The sequence below is a fragment of the Devosia sp. Root635 genome (assembly GCF_001427605.1).
Lineage (GTDB): Bacteria > Pseudomonadota > Alphaproteobacteria > Rhizobiales > Devosiaceae > Devosia.
Genome location: NZ_LMGZ01000019.1, coordinates 271,388 through 294,249 on the forward strand (window position 1 = coordinate 271,388; position 22,862 = coordinate 294,249).

The 22,862-nt window shown below is 64.4% G+C and carries 24 protein-coding genes; 10 read left to right on the top strand and 14 right to left on the bottom strand.

Annotated features, from left to right (window positions below):
- Window positions 1-23: 23 nt before the first annotated feature.
- The 5 genes from atpA to ASD80_RS12575 all read right to left on the bottom strand — a co-directional run bounded on the left by atpA (window position 24) and on the right by ASD80_RS12575 (window position 5,908).
- The gene (atpA, locus tag ASD80_RS12555) at window positions 24-1,559 is read right to left on the bottom strand and encodes a F0F1 ATP synthase subunit alpha (RefSeq protein WP_056233294.1); all 1,536 of its coding nucleotides are present in this window, start codon (window positions 1,557-1,559) and stop codon (window positions 24-26) included.
- Window positions 1,560-2,120, bottom strand: a complete 561-nt coding sequence (locus ASD80_RS12560) for a F0F1 ATP synthase subunit delta (RefSeq protein ID WP_056233296.1) — start codon at window positions 2,118-2,120, stop codon at window positions 1,560-1,562.
- A gap of 483 nt (window positions 2,121-2,603) precedes the next feature.
- A complete protein-coding gene (locus tag ASD80_RS12565; RefSeq protein ID WP_082555250.1) occupies window positions 2,604-4,772 on the bottom strand; it encodes a primosomal protein N' in 2,169 nt (722 codons plus the stop codon).
- A 62-nt stretch (window positions 4,773-4,834) separates the two neighbouring features.
- Window positions 4,835-5,509 (bottom strand): L,D-transpeptidase, encoded by a 675-nt coding sequence (locus tag ASD80_RS12570; RefSeq protein ID WP_056233300.1) that lies wholly within the window; start codon window positions 5,507-5,509, stop codon window positions 4,835-4,837.
- 63 nt (window positions 5,510-5,572) lie between these two features.
- Window positions 5,573-5,908: a hypothetical protein gene (locus ASD80_RS12575; RefSeq protein WP_056233302.1), complete on the bottom strand. Its 336-nt coding sequence runs from the start codon at window positions 5,906-5,908 to the stop codon at window positions 5,573-5,575.
- 167 nt (window positions 5,909-6,075) lie between these two features.
- Between ASD80_RS12575 and ASD80_RS12580 the strand changes: the two genes are divergently transcribed.
- The 4 genes from ASD80_RS12580 to ASD80_RS12595 all read left to right on the top strand — a co-directional run bounded on the left by ASD80_RS12580 (window position 6,076) and on the right by ASD80_RS12595 (window position 10,216).
- Window positions 6,076-6,267: a hypothetical protein gene (locus ASD80_RS12580; RefSeq protein WP_056233304.1), complete on the top strand. Its 192-nt coding sequence runs from the start codon at window positions 6,076-6,078 to the stop codon at window positions 6,265-6,267.
- 97 nt (window positions 6,268-6,364) lie between these two features.
- Complete coding sequence (locus tag ASD80_RS12585; RefSeq protein WP_056233305.1) at window positions 6,365-7,294, top strand: tyrosine recombinase XerC; 930 nt, start codon at window positions 6,365-6,367, stop codon at window positions 7,292-7,294.
- Between the two features lie 370 nt (window positions 7,295-7,664).
- Complete coding sequence (locus ASD80_RS12590) at window positions 7,665-8,612, top strand: DMT family transporter (RefSeq protein WP_056233307.1); 948 nt, start codon at window positions 7,665-7,667, stop codon at window positions 8,610-8,612.
- A gap of 86 nt (window positions 8,613-8,698) precedes the next feature.
- Entirely contained in the window at window positions 8,699-10,216 is a 1,518-nt protein-coding gene (locus ASD80_RS12595; protein ID WP_056233308.1) for a hypothetical protein, read from the top strand.
- An 83-nt stretch (window positions 10,217-10,299) separates the two neighbouring features.
- Here the strand turns inward: ASD80_RS12595 and ASD80_RS12600 are convergent, their stop codons facing one another.
- From ASD80_RS12600 to sdhC, 6 genes are all read right to left on the bottom strand, one after another.
- Window positions 10,300-11,448: a methyltransferase gene (locus ASD80_RS12600; RefSeq protein ID WP_082555251.1), complete on the bottom strand. Its 1,149-nt coding sequence runs from the start codon at window positions 11,446-11,448 to the stop codon at window positions 10,300-10,302.
- A 57-nt stretch (window positions 11,449-11,505) separates the two neighbouring features.
- Window positions 11,506-12,288: a succinate dehydrogenase iron-sulfur subunit gene (locus ASD80_RS12605; protein WP_056233313.1), complete on the bottom strand. Its 783-nt coding sequence runs from the start codon at window positions 12,286-12,288 to the stop codon at window positions 11,506-11,508.
- Window positions 12,289-12,439: 151 nt separating this feature from the next.
- Entirely contained in the window at window positions 12,440-12,724 is a 285-nt protein-coding gene (locus ASD80_RS12610) for a hypothetical protein (protein WP_056233315.1), read from the bottom strand.
- Window positions 12,724-14,535, bottom strand: a complete 1,812-nt coding sequence (gene sdhA, locus ASD80_RS12615; protein ID WP_056233318.1) for a succinate dehydrogenase flavoprotein subunit — start codon at window positions 14,533-14,535, stop codon at window positions 12,724-12,726. The genes ASD80_RS12610 and sdhA overlap by 1 nt, the downstream gene beginning before the upstream one ends.
- Window positions 14,536-14,539: 4 nt before the next feature.
- Window positions 14,540-14,932: a succinate dehydrogenase, hydrophobic membrane anchor protein gene (gene sdhD / locus ASD80_RS12620; protein ID WP_162247356.1), complete on the bottom strand. Its 393-nt coding sequence runs from the start codon at window positions 14,930-14,932 to the stop codon at window positions 14,540-14,542.
- Window positions 14,932-15,318 (bottom strand): succinate dehydrogenase, cytochrome b556 subunit, encoded by a 387-nt coding sequence (gene sdhC / locus ASD80_RS12625; RefSeq protein WP_056233322.1) that lies wholly within the window; start codon window positions 15,316-15,318, stop codon window positions 14,932-14,934. Before sdhC ends, sdhD begins: the two co-directional genes overlap by 1 nt.
- 260 nt (window positions 15,319-15,578) lie before the next feature.
- Between sdhC and ASD80_RS12630 the strand changes: the two genes are divergently transcribed.
- Together ASD80_RS12630 and ASD80_RS12635 are read left to right on the top strand one after the other, a co-directional pair.
- A complete protein-coding gene (locus ASD80_RS12630; protein WP_056233325.1) occupies window positions 15,579-16,466 on the top strand; it encodes an AraC family transcriptional regulator in 888 nt (295 codons plus the stop codon).
- Window positions 16,467-16,549: 83 nt separating this feature from the next.
- The gene (locus ASD80_RS12635; protein WP_056233326.1) at window positions 16,550-17,137 is read left to right on the top strand and encodes an NUDIX domain-containing protein; all 588 of its coding nucleotides are present in this window, start codon (window positions 16,550-16,552) and stop codon (window positions 17,135-17,137) included.
- A 158-nt stretch (window positions 17,138-17,295) separates the two neighbouring features.
- Here ASD80_RS12635 and ASD80_RS12640 read toward each other — a convergent pair whose 3' ends face one another.
- On the bottom strand, window positions 17,296-17,502 hold the full coding sequence (locus ASD80_RS12640; RefSeq protein WP_056233328.1) for a DUF1737 domain-containing protein: 207 nt from the start codon (window positions 17,500-17,502) through the stop codon (window positions 17,296-17,298).
- Window positions 17,503-17,575: 73 nt separating this feature from the next.
- Here ASD80_RS12640 and ASD80_RS12645 point away from each other — a divergent pair, with 73 nt between their 5' ends.
- The 3 genes from ASD80_RS12645 (at window position 17,576) to ASD80_RS12655 (ending at window position 19,235) form a co-directional block, all read left to right on the top strand.
- Window positions 17,576-18,217, top strand: coding sequence for a carbonic anhydrase (locus ASD80_RS12645; protein ID WP_056233331.1), 642 nt, complete (start codon window positions 17,576-17,578; stop codon window positions 18,215-18,217).
- A 385-nt stretch (window positions 18,218-18,602) separates the two neighbouring features.
- Window positions 18,603-18,860 carry a hypothetical protein gene (locus tag ASD80_RS12650; RefSeq protein WP_056233333.1) on the top strand — a complete coding sequence of 86 codons (258 nt, stop codon included), beginning with the start codon at window positions 18,603-18,605 and terminating at the stop codon, window positions 18,858-18,860.
- A gap of 102 nt (window positions 18,861-18,962) precedes the next feature.
- On the top strand, window positions 18,963-19,235 hold the full coding sequence (locus ASD80_RS12655; protein WP_056233335.1) for a hypothetical protein: 273 nt from the start codon (window positions 18,963-18,965) through the stop codon (window positions 19,233-19,235).
- A 10-nt stretch (window positions 19,236-19,245) separates the two neighbouring features.
- Here ASD80_RS12655 and ASD80_RS12660 read toward each other — a convergent pair whose 3' ends face one another.
- The gene (locus tag ASD80_RS12660) at window positions 19,246-20,127 is read right to left on the bottom strand and encodes an EamA family transporter (RefSeq protein WP_056233337.1); all 882 of its coding nucleotides are present in this window, start codon (window positions 20,125-20,127) and stop codon (window positions 19,246-19,248) included.
- A 166-nt stretch (window positions 20,128-20,293) separates the two neighbouring features.
- Window positions 20,294-21,334 carry an aspartate-semialdehyde dehydrogenase gene (locus ASD80_RS12665; RefSeq protein WP_056233339.1) on the bottom strand — a complete coding sequence of 347 codons (1,041 nt, stop codon included), beginning with the start codon at window positions 21,332-21,334 and terminating at the stop codon, window positions 20,294-20,296.
- Between the two features lie 388 nt (window positions 21,335-21,722).
- Between ASD80_RS12665 and ASD80_RS12670 the strand changes: the two genes are divergently transcribed.
- On the top strand, window positions 21,723-22,808 hold the full coding sequence (locus ASD80_RS12670) for an outer membrane protein (RefSeq protein WP_156460431.1): 1,086 nt from the start codon (window positions 21,723-21,725) through the stop codon (window positions 22,806-22,808).
- Window positions 22,809-22,862 lie beyond the last annotated feature (54 nt).

Here is a 22,862-nt window from a genome sequence, read left to right on the forward strand (position 1 = left end):
GGCCTGTCGCCTCCATGATGGCCTTAAGCCGCGTAGGTCTTCTTGATGTCGTCGAGGGCAGCCTTGAGCTTGGCCCGCGAGTCGTCGGACAAAGCCTTTTCGGTGGCGATGGTGTTGAGCAGGTCGGCATGCTTGCCGCGCATGGCGCTCAGCACCGTCTTCTCGAAATCGGCAACCTTGTTGACCGGCAGCGAGTCGAGATAGCCGTTGGCGCCGGCAAAGATCACCGCAACCTGTTCTTCCGTCTTGAGCGGGGAGAACTGGGGCTGCTTCAGCAACTCGGTGAGACGGGCACCACGGTTCAGCAGGCGCTGGGTGGCGGCGTCGAGGTCCGAGCCGAACTGGGCGAAAGCGGCCATTTCACGGTACTGGCTGAGCTCACCCTTGAGCGAGCCGGCAACCTGCTTCATCGCCTTGACCTGGGCCGAGGAGCCCACGCGCGACACCGACAGACCGACGTTCACGGCCGGGCGGATACCCTGGAAGAACAGGTTGGTTTCGAGGAAGATCTGGCCGTCGGTGATCGAAATCACGTTGGTCGGAATATAGGCCGACACGTCGTTGGCCTGGGTCTCGATGACCGGCAGAGCGGTGAGCGAACCAAGACCATGGTCTTCGTTGAGCTTGGCGGCGCGCTCGAGCAGGCGGGAATGCAGGTAGAACACGTCGCCCGGATAGGCTTCGCGCCCCGGCGGGCGACGCAGCAGCAGGCTCATCTGACGGTAGGCAACGGCCTGCTTGGTCAGATCGTCATAGGCGATCACGGCATGCATGCCATTGTCGCGGAAGAACTCGCCGATGGCGCAGCCGGTAAAGGGCGCGATGTATTGCAGCGGCGCCGGATCGGACGCGGTGGCGGCGATCACGACGGAATACTGCAGCGCGCCGGCTTCTTCGAGCTGGCGCACGAACTGGGCCACGGTCGAGCGCTTCTGGCCGATGGCGACGTAGATGCAGTAGAGCTTGTCGGTTTCCGACGCATTGGCGTCGTGGGCCGGCTTCTGGTTGAGGAAGGTGTCGAGAATGATCGCCGACTTGCCGGTCTGGCGGTCACCGATGATCAGCTCGCGCTGGCCACGGCCGATCGGGATCAGCGCGTCGATCGACTTGAGGCCGGTCGACATCGGCTCATGCACCGACTTGCGCGGCAGGATGCCCGGCGCCTTGACGTCGACGCGGCGGCGTTCGGTATGCTCGATCGGGCCCTTGCCGTCGATCGGGTTGCCCAGGCCATCGACCACGCGGCCCAGCAGGCCCTTGCCGACGGGGGTGTCCACGATGGAGCCGGTGCGCTTGACGACATCGCCTTCCTTGATGGCGCGGTCATTGCCGAAGATCACGACGCCGACATTGTCGGTTTCGAGATTGAGGGCCATGCCCTTGACGCCGCCTGGGAATTCGACGAGCTCACCGGCCTGCACATTGTCGAGGCCGTAGACGCGGGCAATACCGTCACCGACGGAAAGCACCTGGCCGACTTCGGAAACCTGGGCTTCCTGGCCGAAATTCTTGATCTGGTCCTTGAGGATCGCAGAGATTTCCGCGGCTTTGATGTCCATTTATCCGACCTCTTTCATGGCGATCTTCATCGCGGTCAATTTCGTCTTGAGGGAAGAGTCGATCATCTGCGATCCGACCTTCACCTGAAGGCCGCCGATCAGCGACGGGTCGACAAACTGGTTGAGCGTCACGGTCTTGCCGATCTTGCCCTTGAGCGTGGTGGCCAGCGACTTGACCTGGTCGGCGCTGAGCGGCGCGGCCGAGGTCACGTCGGCGGTGACTTCCCCACGCGCCTTGGCGGCCAGCTCGCGGAAGCCCGCAATGATGGCGTCGAGCGCGAACAGACGCCCGTTACGGGCGATGAGCTTGAGGAAATTGGCGACCAGCGCATTGGTCTTGCCCTTGGCCAGCAGCGCATCGAGCGCCTTGGCCTTGTCGTCGCCGGCAATCACCGGCGAGCGCAGGAAGCGCGCGAAGTCGGCGCTTTCCCCGATCAGGCGCGACACGTCCGAGAGCGCCGTCTCGACCGATGCCAACTGGTTCTCGCTCTCGGCGAGGTCGAACAGTGCCGACGCATATGGCCGGGCGATCTGGGTAAGCACTGAATTCTGCGCTGCCAATGCCGCTACACCCTCTAGGTTGCCTGCCCGCTTCTCCGCCCTGTTTTCTCTAAGGAAACCCGGGCGGTTGCCGACGCTTGTTCTTGTCTGGAAAAGGGGCCGTCCGGAGACCCCTTCAAAGTCGCGCTCGCTCTAGCACAAGGCCCGAGCGGCTTGCAAGACATGGGGGACCGATTCAAATGCGGCGAAAGTGTCGCAGGCTTCGAGCCGCCTGCCGCCCCAGCACCCTGGGGAACCGGTGGGCGTGCCGATATGTGCCGTCGGCCTCCGTGGTTACGAAGGCTTAAGACATGTGCTCGCATTATGTCTGGGTGATCTTCTGATCGCTCCCGGTCTTCTGACCGGATAAGGGGCGCAGCGGGCGGTTGGGATGGCTGGGTAAGCACACCGCCCGCCGCTAGCCTCGGTCATCACTCCGTGGCTGGCCTCACTTTGGGCTCCAAAGGTAAAGAATACCTTGCCGGCGCCCCTTTGCGATGCGCCCTACATGAAGCTCATCGGATCGATATCGACCTGTACGCGCAGGTTTCCGCTCACTTTTTCCGCCGATCCGAGCCAGAATCGCACATAGCCGCTGAGGTCGAAATCCTTGCCGGATTGAGCCAGCAGGCGTACGCGATGGCGGCCGCGGACCATGGCGACCGGGGCGTCGGCGGGACCGAAGAGGCGCACGCCATCGGCCATCGGCGCCGCCGAAAGCAGCTTTTTGGCATAGCCCATCGCCACCTCATGCTCATTGGCGGAAACGATGAGCGCTGCCAGCCGGCCGAAGGGCGGCAGGCCACCGGCCTCCCGCGCCATCAGCTCATGCGCGTAGAAAGCCTCGCGGTCGCCGGTGACCATGGCCCGCATCACCGGATGGTCGGGGTGATAGGTTTGCAGGAACGCCTTGCCGGTCTTTGAAGCCCGGCCGGCGCGGCCAGCCACCTGCGTCAGGATCTGGAAGGTCTTTTCGGCGGCGCGCGGATCGCCATGCGCCAGCCCCAGATCGGCATCGAGCACGCCCACCACCGAGAGCTTTTCGAAATGGTGGCCCTTGGAGACGAGCTGGGTGCCGATGATGAGATCGAACTCGCCCCGCTCGATCTCGCTAAAGCGCTCGCGCAACTGGGCATTGCTGCCCATGTCGGAGGAGAGAATGACCCGCCGCGCATCGGGGAAGCGCGCCGCGGCCTCTTCTGCCACCCGCTCGATGCCGGGGCCGACGGCAATGAGGCTTTCGGTATCGCCGCACTGGCCGCACACCTTGGGCGTGCGCACTTCATGGCCGCAATGGTGGCACATCAGCACGCCGCGAAAGCGGTGCTCGACCATCCAGGCCGAACAATCCGGGCATTGATATTGATGGCCGCAGGATTTGCACAGCGTCAGCGGGGCATAGCCGCGCCGGTTGAGGAACAGCAAAGCCTGCTCGCCCCGGTCGAGCGCCGCGAACACTTCGCGCGCCAGTTGCGGGGCGATCCACTGACCCTTTTCCGGGCCATCCACCCGCATGTCGATGGCGGTGATATTGGGCATGGCCGCCTCGGCGAAGCGCGAGGTCAGCAGCACGTGGGCATAGCGGCCGGCATTGGCATTGTTGCGGGTTTCGACCGACGGCGTGGCCGAGGAGAGGATGACGCGGGCATTGCTGAGATGGGCGCGCACCACCGCCATGTCGCGGGCGTGGTAATTGACCCCGTCGGATTGCTTGTAGGCCCCGTCATGCTCCTCATCGAGCACCAGCATGCCCAATTCGCGAAACGGCAGGAACAGCGCCGAACGCGCCCCGACCACCGCCCGCACGGAGCCGTCGAGCACGCCACGCCAGACTTTGGCCCGCTGCGCCGGCGTCATGTCGGAATGCCATTCGGCCGGCCTGGTGCCGAAGCGCCGGGTGAACCGGGCGATGAAGGTGTTGGTGAGTGCGATTTCGGGCAAGAGGATCAGCGCCTGCCGTCCGGCGCGCAGCGTATCGGCCACCGCCTCGAAGAACACCTCGGTCTTGCCACCCCCGGTAACACCATCGAGCAGGGCGACGCCGAATTGCTGCGGATCGAGCGCGAGAATCTCGTCCAGCGCCTGTTGCTGGGCCGGCGACAGGGTGGCGATGGCGGCATCGGGATCGGGCGGCAGCACCACGGGAGGCGGCGGCATTTCGAGCCGTTGCACCGCCCCGGCCCGCTCCAGCCCGTCGATGACAGAGGGCGAAACGCCGGTGGCGCCGATCAGCGCCGCCTTGGGCCAGGCCATGTCGTCCAGCAGCGTATCGAGCACGCGCAGCCGCGCCGGCGTGAGCTTTTCCGGCTCGTGGCCGGTACGGCGATAGGCGACGACCGGGCGCGGCGTATCGAGCGCCTCGGTGGAGCGCAGGACGGCGCGCAGCACCATGCCGGGGGTGGCGAGCGTATAGCGCGAAACCCAATCCACCAGCTTGAGCAATTCCTCGCTGAGCGGGGGAATGTCGTAGACCTGCGCGATATCGCGCAGCCTATTATGCGCCACCATGTCCCTGGGCTGGCCCCAGACCACGCCCAGCGTCAGCCGTGGACCCAGCGGCACGGCCACGACCGAGCCGCGCATCACCACCATGCCCGGCGGAACGCGATAGCTATAGGGGGTCTCTACCGCGACCCCCACCATGACGGCGACGATATCTGGACGCTCTTGCATTTGTGCCCGTTCTGTTCGCATCCGAACATAGGGAGCGCAAGTGATTCTGCCAGCCCCGGCTGTCAGATCACAAGCAAGGGTGAACCGGTCCGCACCGCATCATGCAGGTGGATGACATCCTGCTGCAACAGGCGCACGCAGCCGCTCGACACCGCCTGCCCGATGGAGCGCTCATCGGGATTGCCGTGAATGCGGTAGATCGTATCGACATTGCCCTGGTGGATATAGAGCGTGCGCGCGCCCAGGGGATTGTCGATACCCGGCGCCATGCCGTGGCGATAGGGTTCCAGTTCGGGCTGGCGGTCGATCATCTCGGAGGGCGGCGTCCAGGTCGGCCAGGCGCGCTTATAGGCGATGTGGGCGCGGCCCGACCAGGCAAAGCCGTCACGGCCGATGCCCACGCCATAGCGCGTCGCCATGCCATCGCTGCCCACATGGTAGAGGAAGCGGCTGGCCGTATCGACGACGACGGTGCCGGGCTGCTCGCCGGTGGGATCGATGACCTGCTGGCGCCAGTAGATCGGATCGACCAGCGACATGTCGGCTGCGCGCAGCGGGAAGGGCTCGTCATGGACCGGGCCATACATCAGTTGCACATCGGCAGGAACCGCGTGGCGGACCGGGGCGGCGGGCACGGTGGCGCGGGGGGTCGTGGTGGCACAGCCCGCCAGGGCAAGGGCCGAAAGGCTGGCGGCGCCGGCCATGAACTGGCGGCGGCCAAGGGAAAGACTGGTCATGTTGCATACTCGATTATGCGACCGGAAGGCCGCGAAAGGGGAATGGGCAAAGCGTGCGGCGGCTCAGGTCAACCGGGGCGGCGGCAGCTCGGCCTCGGGCGCCACGGATGGCAGCGCCGGCACTGCGTCGAACCAGGACGACGAACGGCTCGCGGGCGCGATGGCGGAAATCTGTGCGGCCATCACGCCCAGGTCAGGATGACAGGGCAATACCCGCTTGCCGCCCAGGGACTTGCAGTGACCGGGCCTGGCCATGGCCGGCGCATCCGTCACCATATCGACCCCGCCGGCCACCGCGACGAGTGTGCCCACGCCAATTCCCACGCCCCTGGACAGGTTGGGCGCGCCAAGGGCGACCAGGGCCAGGAGCAGGGTGGCAATGGAAAACAGGCGGATCATGACCCGGCCATAACGCGCCCGTTTCGCGCGCGAAAGACCGCTCACGCCAGCGTGTAGGCCGCCGGAGCATTGGCCACGCCCGCTGGTGCATTTGGGCCACAGGCGGATGCTGACAAGCTCTGTCAGGGGCCGGGCGCATCATCTCTTTCCAAGCAGAGGAGAGTGTCATGACGCAGATGATCGATCGCCTGCCCCTCAACGAAAACCTCGTCGCCATAGCCGAAAGGGCCAGCCTCTTTGCCCTGTTGCAGCAGGCCCTGCACCGACAGCGCCTACCCCAGAACCTGCCGCACCGACTTTACGACGACCTGGGTCTGCCGCCCAGCCAGCGGCCCGATTTCGGCCCGCATGGCCGCTAAGGCGCGTCGCGACCTCTCAGATTGGCTCCGGTGCCTACTTTCGGGAGACCTGCTGTAGGTTAAGCTCGGGTTTACCGCACCGGCCGAGACTGCGCCTATGGTCGATTCCGCCTTTGCCACCGACGACTTCGTCCGCGCCCAGCTTGCCGCCTGGCAACGCGAGCTCGGCTCGGTGCGCCGGCTGGCGTCCAATACGCTCGAAGCCTATACCCGCGATATCGACCAGTTTCTGAGCTTTCTCGCCGGCCATGCCGGCGGACCGGTGACACTGGCAACGCTCAGGGAATTGCGCGGCGCCGATATCCGCGCCTTCATGGCGCAGCGCCGCAACGAAAGCCTGGGCTCCCGCTCGCTGGCGCGGGTGCTGTCGGCGCTCAGGAGCTTCTTCCGCTTCCTCGAACGCGAAGGCGTGGTGGTCACTGAGGCGCTCAACGTGATCCGCACGCCCAAAATGCCCAAAAGCCTGCCCAAGGCACTGACCGTGATCGAGGCGCGGCAGACCATTGCCGAGACGGAGAGCATGGACGGGCGCCCATGGGTGGCGGCGCGCGACATGGCCGTGCTCTCGCTCTGTTATGGCGCCGGCCTGCGCATTTCCGAGGCCCTGGCACTGACCTCGGGCGACCTCGAAAGCCAGGTTTTGCGGGTTACCGGCAAAGGCGGCAAGGTGCGGCTGGTGCCGCTGATCGAGGCGGTGCGCAAGGCGATCGAGCTCTATCTCGAACTCTGCCCATTCAATTCGTGGCCAGAGGAGCCGCTGTTCCGCGGCGTCAAGGGCGGGGTGCTGTCGCCACGGCTGATCCAGCAGCGCATGGTGCAATTGCGTAGCGCGCTCGGCCTGCCGCCATCGGCGACGCCGCACGCCCTGCGCCATTCCTTTGCCACCCATCTCTTGGGCCGGGGCGGCGACCTGCGCGCCATCCAGGAGCTGCTGGGCCATGCCAGCCTCTCGACCACGCAGATCTATACGGCAGTGGATACCGACCGGCTGCTGGAGAGTTACCGGAAGGCGCATCCGCGGGGGTGAGGGGTCTGGCCCTCTCCCCCTGAGGGAGAGGGTGGTTACGTCCGCGTTCAGCGGGCGGAACCGGGTCCATGCTTCAGTGCTCGCGGATGGCTCGACACCCCTCATCCGCCCTTCGGGCACCTTCTCCCACAAGAGGAGAAGGGAAAGAACCCAAGCATCCGAACGGATTTGGGGGATTCCGGGCTTGTCGGTGGGGCGGGCCGGTTTTATCACATCCGTCATGCACGCCACCGCGATCCTCATTTCCGCGATCCTTCTTACCGGCCCCATCAGGGACCGGAACGAGCGCTGACGTCCAGCCCTTCGTCTCACCGGCCCGCCATTCTGGCGCTCCGGTGACTGGCATGGCGGCTCCTCCCAGGACCCATCCATGACCTCGACCACGCAACAAGCTGCCCAATCGCATAACGACCCCATCGGCTACGGCCTTGCCGTATGCGGGGCAATCCTGTTTTCCACCAAGGGCATCTTCATCAAGCTCGCCTATGGCGAAGGCGTTTCGACCGAAATGCTGCTCAGCCTGCGCATGCTGGTGGCCCTGCCGGTCTACCTGGTCATCCTGCTCACTATCCTGCGGCGCGGAGACAAGTTTGTCGGCGCGCTGACCCCCAGGCTGGTGCTGTCAAGCATGGCCATCGGCATATTGGGCTACTACCTGTCGAGCTACCTCGATTTCCTCGGGCTCAATCACGTTACCGCCCAATATGAGCGGCTGGTGCTGTTCACCTATCCCTTCTTCGTCGTGCTGTTCGGGGTGTGGGTCTTCGGCGACCGCATGGTCTGGGGCGTGGTGCCCCCCATGCTGGTGAGCTATTCGGGCCTGCTGGTGATCTTCGGCTGGAACCTCGCCGTCGACCCTGATGGCATCGTCATCGGCACGCTGCTGGTGCTGGGCTCGGCCATCACCTTCGCGCTCTACCAGCACCTGGCCAAAAGACAGATGCTGGTGCTGGGCTCGGCGCTGTTCACCTGTATCGGCATGTCGACCGCCGCCGTCTGCGCCATCGCCCAGAACCTCGTCATCGCCGGGCCGGCCAGCTATCTGGCGCTGACCCCGGAGCTCTGGGCCTATGGGCTGGCGCTGGGCGTGCTCGGCACCGTGCTGCCCAGCTTCCTGATGAATGCCGGCATGGCCCGCATCGGGGCGCGCGCCACCTCCTCCACCGCCGCCTTCGGTCCGGTGGTGACAATTGTCATCGCCGTGATCGTGCTTTCAGAACCCTTTACCCTGTTTCATGGCGTGGGCACGGCCCTGGTTCTGCTAGGATCGCTGCTGTTTGCCCGCGCCGAGCGGCGGGCCCGACATGCTGCCGGCTGAATCTTTCGGTGGTGGCTTTTGGCCGCCGCAAAGCCGCTGTAATGTCCAGCCACGACTTGCGGCATACATCTGGGAAGGGACAACCGATGAACGCATTGCAAAAGGTTCTGGGAGGGGCGGCGCTGGCCGTGGTGCTGGCCGCCGGATTGGCCGCTCCGGCCATGGCGCAGAAGCTCGACAACAAGAAGAACCCACCGCCTGTTTCCACGGCAGTCACCGGCGATATCGACTTCGGCGATGACTCGAGCCAGTGGTCCAATGACGGGGAATGCGACGATCCGCGCTTCGAGGGCACCGGCTCGGCCGCCGAACTGGTCGATGCCGACATCCTCAAGGATGCCACCGACTGCCGTGCCGCCTTCGCCGCCGGCACGGTGGCCCTGGTCGGCGGCTCGGCCTCCACGGACGCTATGTCCGCTGCCAGCGACATCGACTTCGGCGACAATTCCAGCCAGTGGTCCAATGATGGCGAATGCGACGATCCGCGCTTCGAGGGCACGGGCTCAGCCGCCGAACTGGTCGATGCCGATATCCTCAAGGATGCCAATGATTGCCGCGCCGCCTTCGCGGCCGGAACAGTAACCCTCAAGGGCGGCACCACGCCGGCCGATGTGACCATCGCCTCCCCGATCGACGCCATCGACTTTGGCGACGACAGCAGCGAATGGTCCAATGACGGCGAATGCGACGATCCGCGCTTCGAAGGCACCGGCTCGGCCGCCGAAACCGTCGATGCCGACCTGCGCAAGGATGCCACCGACTGCCGCGCCGCCTATGCCGCCGGCACCGTGACGCTCAAGGATGCCGGCACCGCCATGGCCTCGACATCCGCCATCGACTTCGGCGACAATTCCAGTGAATGGGCCAATGATGGCGAATGCGACGATCCCCGCTTCCAGGGCACCGGCTCGGCCGCCGAGCTGGTCGACGCCGATATCCTCAAGGACGCCGCCGATTGCCAGGCCGCCTATGATGCCGGCACGGTGAGTTTTGTCGGAGATACGGCCGCCGCAGCCGATATCGACTATGGCGACGATACCAGCCAGTGGTCCAAGGACGGGGAATGCGACGATCCGCGCTTTTCGGGCACCGGCGTTGCCGGGGAACTGCTCGATGCCGATCTCGGCCATGACGCCACCGACTGTCGCGCCGCCGTCGATGCCGGCACCGCCACCTATAATGGCGAAAACCCCGCCACCCCGGTTGCCGCATTCGACTATGGCAGCGACTGGAGCAAGTGGGCCAATGACGGCGAATGCGACGACCTGCGCTTCATGGGCGAAGGCACTGACAAGAAGCTGCTGACCGACGACCTCTATGGCGACGCCACCGACTGCCGGACGCTGGAAGCCGAGGGCCGGGTGACCATCCGCAAGGTCTATTCGCCCGAATATGCCGCCGGCGCCCCCTATGACAGCAGCCATGTCGACTTCGGCGACAATACGTCGGACTATGCCGATGACGACCGCTGCGACGACCCGCGCTTCGAAGGCCCGGGCGCTGCTTCGGTGCTGCTCGAAAGCGACGAATATCACGACAGCGCCGACTGCAAGGCTCAGTATGAAGCCGGAACCATCATCCTGATCAGCGAAGCCGGAATGTAGTCCGGCAACGAGACTGGATTTTGAGCGGCGGGGTGAAAGCTCCGCCGCTTTTTGTTACGTGGGCGCCTACGGCTTCGTGATCTTCACGAACTGCGCAGCAGGTAGAGGACGCCCGGTACTGGCACATCGATTTCCTGCCGGATAACCAGTGCCTTCTCCTCGACCAGGGTAAAGGCGAACGTCTCGGCGAGCCCGGCAATATAGCCATGCGAATGCACGAACCGGCCCGAGCTGCGAATGTCCACCTCGCCGTGATCGGTGGATTCGACCGAAAAGGCGAAAAGCCCACCGGGGGCAAGGCGGGCCTTTACCGCGGCAAACGACGCTTCCAGCCGGCCGATATAGATGAACACATCGGCCGCCGTTGCCAGATCATAGGGGCCGGAAAAGCCGGCATCGGTGTTGAGGATATCGGCTGCGTCCCCGGCTCTGAGAGTTCGGTAAATCCCGCGCTCCGCGGCCTTGGCCAGCATTTTGGGCGACAGGTCGATCCCGTCGATCGCTGCAACGCGCGACCCCAGCGCCACACCGACCAGCCCGGTGCCGCAACCCAGGTCGACGGCGCTGCCAATGCCGTCTCCCCCGGTGTGGGCGCCGACCATGTCGGCAATCTCCTGTGGAACGCGATAGGCCAGCTTGCCGGTGAGATGGCGGTCGAATTGCTCGGCATAGGAATCGAACAAGGCCGGCACATAGCCTTCCGGCGCAACCGGCGCATCACCGGCCAGCGCCGCCAGCATATAGGCGGCAAACTGGTCATCGGCATTGAGCCTGAGGGCCTTGCGGAAGCTCTTGACGGCATTGGGGCGCTGATCGAGATCGAGCTGCACCAGGCCCAGGCCACGATAGACGGCACCCGAATTGGGGCTGAGCTGCATGGCCTTGGCATAGATGGCAGCCGCCTTGACCGGCTGTCCCGATTTGGCCAGCGCCTGTCCCAGGCCAACCAGGATGCGGGTGGTGCCCGGCGCGCTGGCCGCCGCCCGCTCCAGGCTGCCGATCGCCATGTCGAGCGCCCCGAGCTCCAGCGCCAGCATGCCCATCATGTAGAGGGCGCCGGCGTGATTTGGGTCGGTTTTGAGAATGTCGTTGCAGGCGTGGAGAGCCTCGGGGATTTTCCCGTCATCCCACAGTTTCTGCGCCTTGTTGAGCGTGATGCCCGCTTCCAGCGCCTGGACGGGATTGGTGGTCGGCGGAAGCTGTGACGCCCCCTTTCGCAAGCGTGACGGCACAGCGACAGACTCCTGATGGAGTTCCCACTCTATCGGCAGAACGAGGCAATTTCCAGTTTAGGCCGCCTTGCGCTCCACCATCATCTTCTTGATTTCGGCGATGGCCTTGGCCGGGTTCAGGCCCTTGGGGCAGACCTTGGCGCAGTTCATGATGGTGTGGCAGCGATAGAGCTTGAACGGGTCTTCGAGATCGTCGAGCCGCTCCTGGGTCGTCTCGTCGCGCGAATCGATCAGCCAGCGATAGGCCTGCAGCAAAGCCGCCGGGCCGAGATATTTCTCGCCATTCCACCAATAGCTGGGGCAAGAGGTGGAGCAGCAGGCGCAGAGGATACATTCATAGAGCCCGTCGAGCTTGGCGCGCTGGGGAACGGACTGCGTCCATTCCTTGTCCGGGGTGGGCGAGGTGGTCTTGAGCCAGGGCTCGATGGCGCGATGCTGGGCATAGAAGGTGGTGAGGTCGGGCACCAGGTCCTTGACCACGGGCATATGCGGCAGCGGGTAGATCTTGATCGGGCCGGTCGAGTCATCCATGCCCTTGGTGCAGGCCAGCGTATTGAGCCCGTTGATGTTCATCGAGCACGAACCGCAGATGCCCTCGCGGCAGGAACGGCGCAGGGTGAGGGTGGCGTCGACCTTGTTCTTGATCCACAGCAGGCCATCGAGGATCATCGGGCCGCAATCGTCGAGATCGACGAAATAGGTATCGATGCGCGGATTGGCATCACTGTCGGGGTCGTAGCGATAGATGTGATACTCGCGCAGCCTGGTAGCATTGGCGGGCTTGGGCCAGGTCTTGCCCTTGGTGGGGCGATCGGCCTTGGGGAGCATCAGTTCGACCATTTTTGGTCCTTTCCTAAGTGCCGCTCGGCACCGAATTTCAGTCCGATCTCGGTGTCATCCCGGCCTTGAGCCGGGATCCATCTCGAGATCTCAGGATGGGCCCCGGCTCACGGCCGGGGTGACATCCAGTGTGTGGCGCGCGCAATTCCGATCAATAGTCCGGCTTGCAGACCTGGTTACTCTTGGCGACGTAGGTATTGTAGGCGTCGTAATCGCCCGCTGCGGGCGAGGCCGTGCCCTTCATCGAGGCGATGACCACGCCCATGAAGCGCTCGTCGATCAGCGTCATCGCCGCATCGGCCTTGCACGAACAGAGTGTCTGGTTCTGCGCTATGCCCATGCAGACCGCATAGAATTCGTCCTTCTGCGCTGCGGTCGGCGCGGCGAAAGCCGGGGTGGCAAGCAGCAGAGCGGCCAGGGTGAGAAGGACGCGCATCAGTAGACCCTCGCCTTCGGCGCGATCTTCTTGAGGTCGATGCCACCTTCGCTTTGCGTGGTCAGCGGATCGACATGCACCGGGCGATAACCGAGGCGGACAGCGCCGGTATCGGTATCGATCCAGGAGAGAGTATGCTTGCGCCAGTTCTCGTCGTCGCGGCTGGGGAAGTCCTCGTGCGCATGGGCGCCGCGCGATTCGTGCCGGGCTTCGGCCGAGACCACGGTGACCATGGCATTGGCCATGAGGTTTTCCAGCTCCAGCGTTTCGACCAGATCGGTGTTCCAGATCAGGCTGCGGTCGGTGACCGATACGTCCTTGAGGCGCGAATAGATTTCACTCATGCCCGCAACGCCGCTCTTGAGCGAAGCGTCGGTGCGGAACACGGCGGCATCGGCCTGCATGGTGCGCTGCATCTCGTCGCGCAGCCTGGCGGTGGGCTGGGAGCCGGCGGCATTGCGCAGCCGATCGAAGCGGGCGAGGATTTTGGCGTCCTGGCTGGCGTTGATGGCGGGGATCGGCGCCGACTTGTCGATCACCTTGCCGGCGCGGATGGCGGCAGCGCGGCCGAAGACCACGAGATCGGTGAGGGAATTGGAGCCCAGCCGGTTGGCGCCGTGCACCGAGGCGCAGGCCGCTTCGCCCACGGCCATCAGCCCCGGAACAACGCGGTCGGGATCGGCCTCGGTCGGGTTCAGCACCTCACCGTGATAATTGGCCGGGATGCCGCCCATATTGTAGTGCACTGTCGGCAGCACCGGGATGGGCTCGCGGGTCAGGTCGACGCCGGCGAAAATCTTGGCGCTCTCGGTGATGCCGGGCAGGCGCTCATGCAGCACCTTGGGATCGAGGTGATCGAGGTGGAGATAGATGTGGTCCTTCTTGGGACCGACACCCCTGCCCTCGCGGATTTCCAGCGTCATGCAGCGGCTGACGACGTCGCGCGATGCCAAATCCTTGGCATTGGGGGCATAGCGCTCCATGAAGCGCTCGCCTTCCGAATTGGTGAGATAGCCGCCCTCGCCGCGTGCGCCCTCGGTGATGAGAACGCCGGCACCATAGATGCCCGTGGGGTGGAACTGCACGAACTCCATGTCCTGCAGCGGCAGCCCGGCACGCGCCACCATGCCATTGCCGTCGCCGGTGCAGGTATGGGCCGAGGTGGCGGAGAAATAGGTGCGGCCATAGCCGCCGGTGCCCAGCACCACGAGCTTGGCGCGGAAGCGGTGCAGGGTGCCGTCATCGAGCTTCCAGGCGATGACGCCCTGACAGGAGCCGTCCTCGCCCATGATCAGGTCGAGCGCGAAATATTCGATGAAGAACTGCGCATCGTTGCGCAGGCTCTGGCCGTAGAGGGTGTGGAGAATGGCGTGGCCGGTGCGGTCGGCGGCGGCGCAGGTGCGCTGCACCGGCGGGCCTTCGCCGAATTCGGTCATGTGCCCGCCAAAGGGGCGCTGGTAAATCTTGCCCTCATTGGTGCGGCTGAACGGCACGCCGTAATGCTCGAGCTCATAGATCGCCGCCGGGGCCTCGCGCGCCAGATATTCCATGGCGTCGTTGTCGCCCAGCCAATCCGACCCCTTGACGGTGTCGTACATGTGCCATTGCCAGCTGTCCGGGCCCATATTCTGCAGCGAGGCGGCGATGCCGCCCTGTGCCGCCACGGTATGGCTGCGGGTGGGGAAAACCTTGGTGATGCAGGCGGTGTTGAAGCCCTGCTCGGCCATGCCCAGAGTGGCGCGCAGGCCCGCGCCGCCGGCGCCAACCACCACCACATCGAATTCGTGGTCGATGAGTTCGTATTGCGCCATTGGCTTAACCCCAGAAGACGAGCTTGAGAAGCGCAGCGACCCCGGCCACCGCGACGAGAATGCAGAACAGCGTGTTGAGCAGCATCAGCAGGCGATAGAGGCTGCCGGCAAAATAGTCTTCCAGCACATCGCGCATGCCATTGCGCATATGCACGGCCACCACCACCAGCAAAGCCGCCAGCGGCAGGCCGATCCAGCCATTGCCGAGCACGGCGACCATGTCCGGCCGGTCCTGGCCGGCCAGCCGCACCACGACGAACAGCAGGAAGATCAGGAAGGCGATGTTGATCGCCCCGGTCAGCCGCTGGGTGATGAAATGGCGGGTCGAAGCCCGCGCATTGCCATATTTGGTCTTGGGATCGGCGACCATGTCGCGGGTGATGACGGTTTCGCGCATCATGCCATCCAGACGAAAACGGTCCAGACCAAGAGGGTCAGGACGATGGAGAGGACAAGGTTGGCCCAGGCCAGCGTCTCACGCTGCCCCGGCTCCATGCCGATGATGAAATCCCAGATGAAGTGGCGGATGCCGCCCAGCATGTGGTGGATCAGCGACCAGGTGAACGCGAACAGCACCAATTGGCCGAACCAGGAGCCGTAGATATCGTTGACCAGGTTGAGCGGCTCCTGCCCCCAGGCGGCCGCGGCCAGCCAGATCGCCAGCAGCGCCATGCCGGCATAATTGGCGATGCCGGTGGCACGATGGACGATCGACATCGTCATCGTAATGGTCCAGCGGTAGATTTGCAGATGCGGGGAAAGGGGGCGGGAGCGAACCGTCATGGAGCCTCGCTAGCATGCGGCTTTTACCGCTTGCAGTTTGGAATGGTTCGAGACTTCTAGCGCCCAAAGGTTACAAAATCAAAGCGGTGCACTGCAACTTTTGGCGCATGTCGCACTTTGTTCGTACAGCGCACTCGATGTGCGGGAAGCGACGAAGGGCGCTTGCCGGCAGGCGTTTCGGCGATCCAGCCGAACCGCAAGATCGGTCGAGCACGTCATGGCCCGGTACGCCTAGATGGTGCCGCCACCAGGGAACGACGATGAAAACTGCACCACAAAACTATCATGCCCGGATGCAGCGGGTGCTGGACCATATCGACAGCCATCTTGACGACGATCTGGACCTGGAGACGGTGAGCCGGGTTGCCGCCTTCTCGAAGTTTCATTTCCACCGGCAGTTCACGGCAACCTTCGGGTTGTCCGCCCACCGCTATATCCAGCTTGCCCGCATGAAGCGGGCTTCGCACGGGCTGGCCGGCAAGGACGCGCCAAGCGTCACCGATATTGCGATGGATGCCGGTTACGACGCACCCGATGCCTTTGCTCGCGCCTTTCGGCAACGGCTGGGGCAATCGCCGTCATCGTTCCGGAAATCCCCCGATTGGGGGTCGTGGCTTATGGCCTTCGGGCCACTCGACAAAGCAAGGAACACCCTCATGCAGATAATCTTTGACCACGACGACGTGACGATCCGCGATGTGGCCCCGACGCCGGTGGCCATCATGGAGCATCGCGGCGACCGGACGACGCTCCCAGACACCATCCAGCGCTTCCGGGCCTGGGGCAAGGCGGCCGGCCTGACGCCGGAAACAGGCCGCCCGACCTTCATGGTCTTCCATTCCGAACGGGAGCCCGCCATCCCGGCTGACTACAGCATGGACCTATGTGCCGGGACCGACCAGCCAATCGCGGCGAATGACGGGCAGATGAAAGCGGGCGTGATCCCCGGCGGCCGCTGCGCGGTACTGCGCTATCCCGGCAATACCAACAATCTCGAGCCCGCCGCGCTCTACCTCTATCGCGACTGGCTTCCAGCCAGCGGCGAGGAGGCCCGCGACTTCCCGATGTACAGCAAACGCTGGCTGTCCCTCATCCCGGAGGTGCAGGCCCATGAAGTTGTCGTGGAACTGTATCTGCCGCTGAAATAGGGGCAGGACTGCGCGCGGTTCAGGATTGCGGGCTGGCCGAAAGGCCCGGTTTAGGGCAGAAGACCGCCGACCAAGGAGCCCGCATGTCCGAACCCGCCACCATTCTGAGCGTCACCCCGCTGGCCCGCGGCTGGGGACGGCTGGACCGCTACGAGGTCGACCATGTCCGCCGCGACGGCACGCGGCAGACGGTGCAGCGAGAAATCTACGACCATGGCAGCGCCGCCGCCATATTGCTGTTCGCGCCGGCCGCCCGCACCCTGATCCTGACGCGCCAGTTCCGCCTGCCGGCCCATGTCAATGGCGATCCGGCGTGGCTGATCGAGGCGCCGGCCGGCCTGCTCGATGGCGAGAAGCCCGAAATTGCCGCCCGCCGCGAGGCCATGGAGGAAACCGGCTACGCGCCCGAAACCATGACCTTCCTGTTCAACGCCTATATGAGCCCCGGTTCGCTGACCGAGAAATGCGCTTGCTTCCTCGGCCGCTATACGCCCGGCCAACAGGCCGCGAGCGGCGGCGGGCTGGCCGAGGAAGGCGAGGATATCGAAGTGCTGGAACTGGGGCTCGATGACGCGCTGGCCATGGTGAAGGCGGGCAGCATCGTCGACGGCAAGACAATACTGATGCTGCAGGCGCTGGCCCTCAGGCTGGCGGCGGGGGAAGCGGTTTAGGCCCTTGCCTGGATTGGGTGTTGGGAGCCCGGATATCGGGGCCAGACATCCCCCCACCCTTGATCCCTCCCCGCAAGGGGGAGGGAGTCGACTGCAACCCTACCAGGTCTGGACGATCCCACCCCTGCCCGGTTGGATAACGCCGTTCGCAGAAAGTCTCAGAAATCCACCAGCTTCTTGTCGGGGTCATAGGGCTGGTCCCTGGCGATGCGGGTCACCGCCTGGCCGGCCTTCATTTTCTTGCTGAACGCGTCATAGGCATAGCTGGGTGAGCCGTGGAGCTGCCAGCCTTCGCTGAGGGCCTTGGTGACCTTGTGGCAGAAAGCGGCGTCGTCCTCGCCGGTGAGGAAGCGGTAGATGAGCATACGTGGCCCCGATGCGCGGCTCGATAGATCGCCGCAGTTGATCTCGACCGATCTTAGCGCTAATCGAAAAGCCATGCACAGCTTTCCCGACTACCTGCTCAAGGGTCATGCCAGTTTCATGGCGGGCCGCTATTCCCGAGAGAAGGACCGGATTCGCGACCTGGCCTCCGAGGGCCAGAACCCGTCCACCATGATCATCGCCTGCTGCGACAGCCGCGCCGCGCCCGAAATGATCTTCGACGCCGGACCCGGTGAAATGTTCGTGCTGCGCAACGTGGCCAACCTGGTGCCGACCTACCAGCCCGATGCCGGCCAGCACGGCACCTCGGCCGGCATCGAATTTGCGGTCAAGGCGCTGAACATCGCCAATATCGTCATCATGGGCCATGGCCGCTGCGGTGGCATCAAGGCGGCGCTGGCACCCGACGCGGCACCGCTCGATGCCGGCGACTTTATCGGCAAGTGGATGGCCATGCTGGGCGAACTGCCCGGCCAGCTCGGCAAGAACAGCCTGATGACGCAAAGCGAGCGCCAGACGGCCCTCGAGCGCATCTCGATTCGCAACTCCATCCGCAACCTGCGCACCTTTCCCTACGTCAAGGCGCTGGAAGCGGAAGGCAAGCTCGCCCTGCATGGCGCCTGGTTCGACATTTCCACGGGCGAACTTTGGGTGATGGACGCCGACAGCGGTGATTTCGTCCGCCCCAATATCTGACACAGGGCGGCGTTCGACTTTGTATCACGCCGCCGTGACCCTCAGGATGGCCGCCTTCACGGCGCCGTGATAGAAAATCACGGCGCCATTTCTTTGCCTTAGCTTGGCGCATACCAAAATGTCGCAGGCTTAGGCAAATGCGTTTCGCAGTACTATTTTGTTAAAGCAGCAGTTTTCATTGATAGACTTGTTGACAACAACTGTCTTTCGTACCTGCGTTACTGCCCGGATTTTGCCGCAGTAAATCCCGACCACCGCCGATTTTCCGGCCCGGACCAGACACATTGGGAAATCATTGTCTGTCCCACGGGCCGCAGGAGAGTGGCTCGTCGGAGACCGGCTAACCGATCACCGTTTTTCTCCCCAACATTGGAGCTCAACTCCCATGAAGAAGATCATCCTGTCGTCCCTCGTCGTTCTCGGCCTTTCCACCGCCGCGTTCGCCCAGGCTGCCACCGATTTCGCGACCGTTGATGCGGATGCCAGCGGCGGCGTGTCCCTGGCCGAGGCCCAGGTTGCCTGGCCCGACCTGACCGAAGAGGCCTTCACGGCTGCCGATACCGACGCCAATGGCGATCTGTCCGCCGAAGAATATGACGCCCTGGTTGCCGCTTCGGCCGCCCCGGCTGTCCCGGCCAGCTAAGCCGCTAACGTCCTCCCGGGCGTCCATGAAGCCACCCCACGCCTCCTGGGGTGGCTTCTTTGTTTTGAGGCCGCAGCCGCGGCCGCTATCGGAGTTATTTTCATGCACAAGATTGCCCTGAGCCTGGCCGTCCTCGGCCTGTCGGCGGGCGCTGCCTTCGCGCAGACCCCGACCAGCTTTGTCGATGTCGATACCGACGCCAATGGCGAACTGAGCTTTGCCGAACTGCAATTGATCTGGACCGACCTGACGCAGGACGAGTTCGATGGCGCCGATGCCGATGCCAGCGGGGGCCTGACCCCCGATGAGCTCAACAGCCTGCAGCCGTCAACGCTGCCGGCAACGCCCGAAGCGCCGGAAGCGCCGGCGGAATAGACCGCGCTTTTCAGTCGAGCCGGACGGCCGGCTCGGCTGGCCGTCCGCGCAAAACCGTGACCAGCAGGCCGGCAATGACCAGCACCGCGCCGCCGATCTCCATCGGCGTGATGGTTTCGCCCAGCACGAGATAGCCCGACAGCAGCCCGGTGATCGGCACCAGCAGCGTGAAGGGCGCGACCACAGTGGCCGGATGGCGCCCCAAGAGCCAACTCCAGATGGCGCCGCCCAGCAGCGTTGCCGGATAGGCGAGGAAGGCGATGAGCCCCGCATCCGCCCAGCCGAAGCCGGCCAGCGCATCGAGCACCGTCTGCGGGCCTTCCACCAATAGCGACAGCCCGATCAATGGCACGGGCGCGGCCAGCGCCCCCCAGACGGTAAAGGCCAGCGCGTTGACACGGCCGGCTTTCTTGGTCAGCACATTGGCCAGCCCCCAGCTCAGCGCCGCCAGCAGCGTCATGCCCAGCGGCAGGATGGCCGTGGCAGCCAGGCGTTCCACGGCGATGACGCCGATACCTGCAAAGGCGATCAGCGCGCCGATGACCTGGAAGCGGCTGGGGCGTTCGCCCAGCAGCACGAAGGCCAGCGCCATGGTGAAGAACGCCTGGACCTGCAGGACCAGCGAGCTGAGCCCTGCCGACATGCCCCAGGAAATCGAGAGATTGAGAAAGCCATAGAGCGCGAAGCCAAAGGCCAGCCCGAACCCGACCACGTAATACCACCGGGTTTTCGGCGGCCGGATGAAGAACACCGCCGGCAGGGCGGCCGCGACGAAACGCAGCCCGGCCGCCAGAATGGGCGGCAAGGCCTCGACGCTCAGCTTGATGATGACGAAGTTGAAGCCCCAGATGATGACGACAAGCAGGGCAAGCAGGACGTGGCGGAAGGGCATTTCTAATCCGTGGTGGAGACCGACTTCCCCACACCTCTCCCTTGGGGGAGAGGTCGGTGGCGCAGCCGACGGGTGAGGGGGCCTTCCTCACGCACTGAACCAAATAAAGGCCCCCTCACCCGACCCTTCGGGTCGACCTCTCCCCCAGGGGAGAGGTAAAGAGGCGTTAGGCCGCCAGGCGCGCCTTCAGCCCGCGGGCGATGAGTTCTTCGGCGATCTGGATGGTGTTGAGCGCGGCCCCCTTGCGCAGGTTGTCCGAAACCACCCACATGACGAGGCCGTTTTCGACCGTATTGTCCTCGCGGATGCGGGAGACGAAGGTATCGTATTCGCCCACCGTCTCGACCGGCGTCGCGTAGCCGCCGGGTTCGCGCTTGTCGAGCACCGAAATCCCCGGCGCGTCGCGCAGCAGGTCGCGCGCCTCATCGGCCGAGATGGGATTCTCGAACTCCATGTTGACCGCTTCCGAATGGCCGACGAAGACCGGCACGCGGACAGCGGTGCAGGTGACCTTGATCTTGGGATCGAGAATCTTCTTGGTTTCGGCCAGCACTTTCCACTCTTCCTTGGTGTAGCCGTCTTCCATGAACACATCGATATGCGGGATGACGTTGAAGGCGATCTGCTTGGGGAACTTGCCGGGCGTCGCCGTATCGTTGACGAAGATGCCCTTGGTCTGGTTCCACAGCTCGTCGACGCCTTCCTTGCCGGCACCCGATACCGACTGGTAGGTCGAGACGACGATGCGCTTGATCCTGGCCGCGTCGTGCAGCGGCTTGAGCGCCACCACGAGCTGGGCGGTGGAGCAATTGGGATTGGCGATGATATTGCCGCGCTTGGGATCGGCCAGCCACCGGTCGAGCACTTGCCCGTTCACTTCCGGCACCACCAGCGGCACATCGGAATGATAGCGCCAGTAGCTCGAATTGTCGATGACGATGCAGCCCGAAGCGGCGATGCGCGGCGCCCAGTCCCTGGAGATGGAGCCACCTGCCGACATGATGGCGAAATCGACGCCCTTGAAGTCGAAGTCTTCTAGATTCTTGGCCTTGAGGATCTTGTCGCCATAGGAAATCTCGCGCCCGATCGACTTGGACGAGGCCAGCGCGATCACCTCGTCGGCCGGGAACTTGCGCTCGGCCAGAATATTGAGAACTTCCCGGCCCACATTGCCTGTGGCACCGACGACAGCGACGCGATAACCCATTTGGAACTCCAGTCCCTTGCCATTTCCGCCCCCGCGCGATGACTAGCCATCGCGGTCAGTGCTTTGAGCCTCTCCCCGTCGGGAGGTGACCCGGGGAAAGACGTCAGGCGGTTTTGGTGGTTTTGGTCATGAGGGCAGCGACGCCCCCGGCGGTGGGCCGGGCGGTTGCGAGTTCCGCAATGTCGAAAAAGCTGCGCATCGATTGACTGCTTTGGTTGAAAGCAGGACTTCTCATACGCCCAAATAGGAAAGAGTCAATGAAATTGCCGCGGGGCCGCACGAGTGATGCGCCATTGCAACAAGTCCTGTATTAAGACGCTGTTAAGCGACTGAATTATTGCGATATGAAGGTCTTTCGCGCCGCAATGGCGCGAGCGGGGGACGGACGATGCGGGCTGTAGTGTTTGCCGGGGCGGTGGCGGGGGCGTTGGCGCTGGCGGGGAGCGCCGCGGCGCAGAGCAACGCGCTCTATTTCAGCCCCGATCTCGGCAGCGAATTCACCGCTCCCAGCGCCTTCGAAGGCCTCTATGCCGGCGCGCTGATCGGCCCGATCTCGGCCCGCAAGAACAATTTCAACACGGTGGGCGCCGAAATCCGGCCGGAACTGGGGGCCGTGGTCGGCTGGAACCAGCCGATTGCCCCCGGTGTCATCGTCGGCGCCGAGTTGCAGGGCACGGTCGCCACCGATTTTTCGAACTCGGCCTATCTGCGGCTGATGGCGCTGGCCCGGCTGGGCTTTGCCGCCGGCGACAACAGCCTGATCTATGTCCTTGCTGGCGCCGGCCGCATGGGTGAAAGCTGGGCCTTCGAAGCCGGAATCGGCGCCGAGGTGATGGTGACCCCCAATATGGGCCTGCGGCTCGAAGCGGCCGGTATCGGCCAGCTTGGCCCGGTGCCCAATGGCAACGACGTCCCCGCCATTTCGGCCATGCGCATTACGTCAGGCGCCATCTGGCAGCTCGATGGCGGGCCGGCAGCGACCAGCTTCAACACGGGCGCGGTGACCGACTTTTCCGGGCTCTATGCCGGCATCAATATCGGCAGTCTCGCCGATCCGCAGTTCAACTTCTTCGACGACTATGGCCATGGCTGGCATCTGAGCCGCTTCGAGATGGGGGGGCTGGCCGGCTACAACCATGCGCTGGGCGACATGATCCGCGCCGGTATCGAAGTGCAGCTCGGCGCCAATTACGACACGTCGGGCGATGCCGGCATCGACGCGCTGGCGCTGGCCCGCATCGGCGTGGTGCCGGTGCCGGGTGTATTGGCCTATGCGGCGGGCGGCGTGGGCCTGGTCGAGGCCGCAGGCGCCTATGCCTTTGGTGGGGGTGTGGAATATGCCCTCTGGGGCAAGACCGCCTTGCGCGGCGAAGCGCTGCTGCTGGGCCGCATGGACGGTGCGCCGGGCCTGACCGGTATTTCCGGCCCCACGACCTCCAAGGTCACCATTGGCACGGTGTGGCACTTCGACTAAGAGCGGGCACCACGCCCTCGTGGTTCGAGGCGCGTGAAGAACGCGCACCTCACC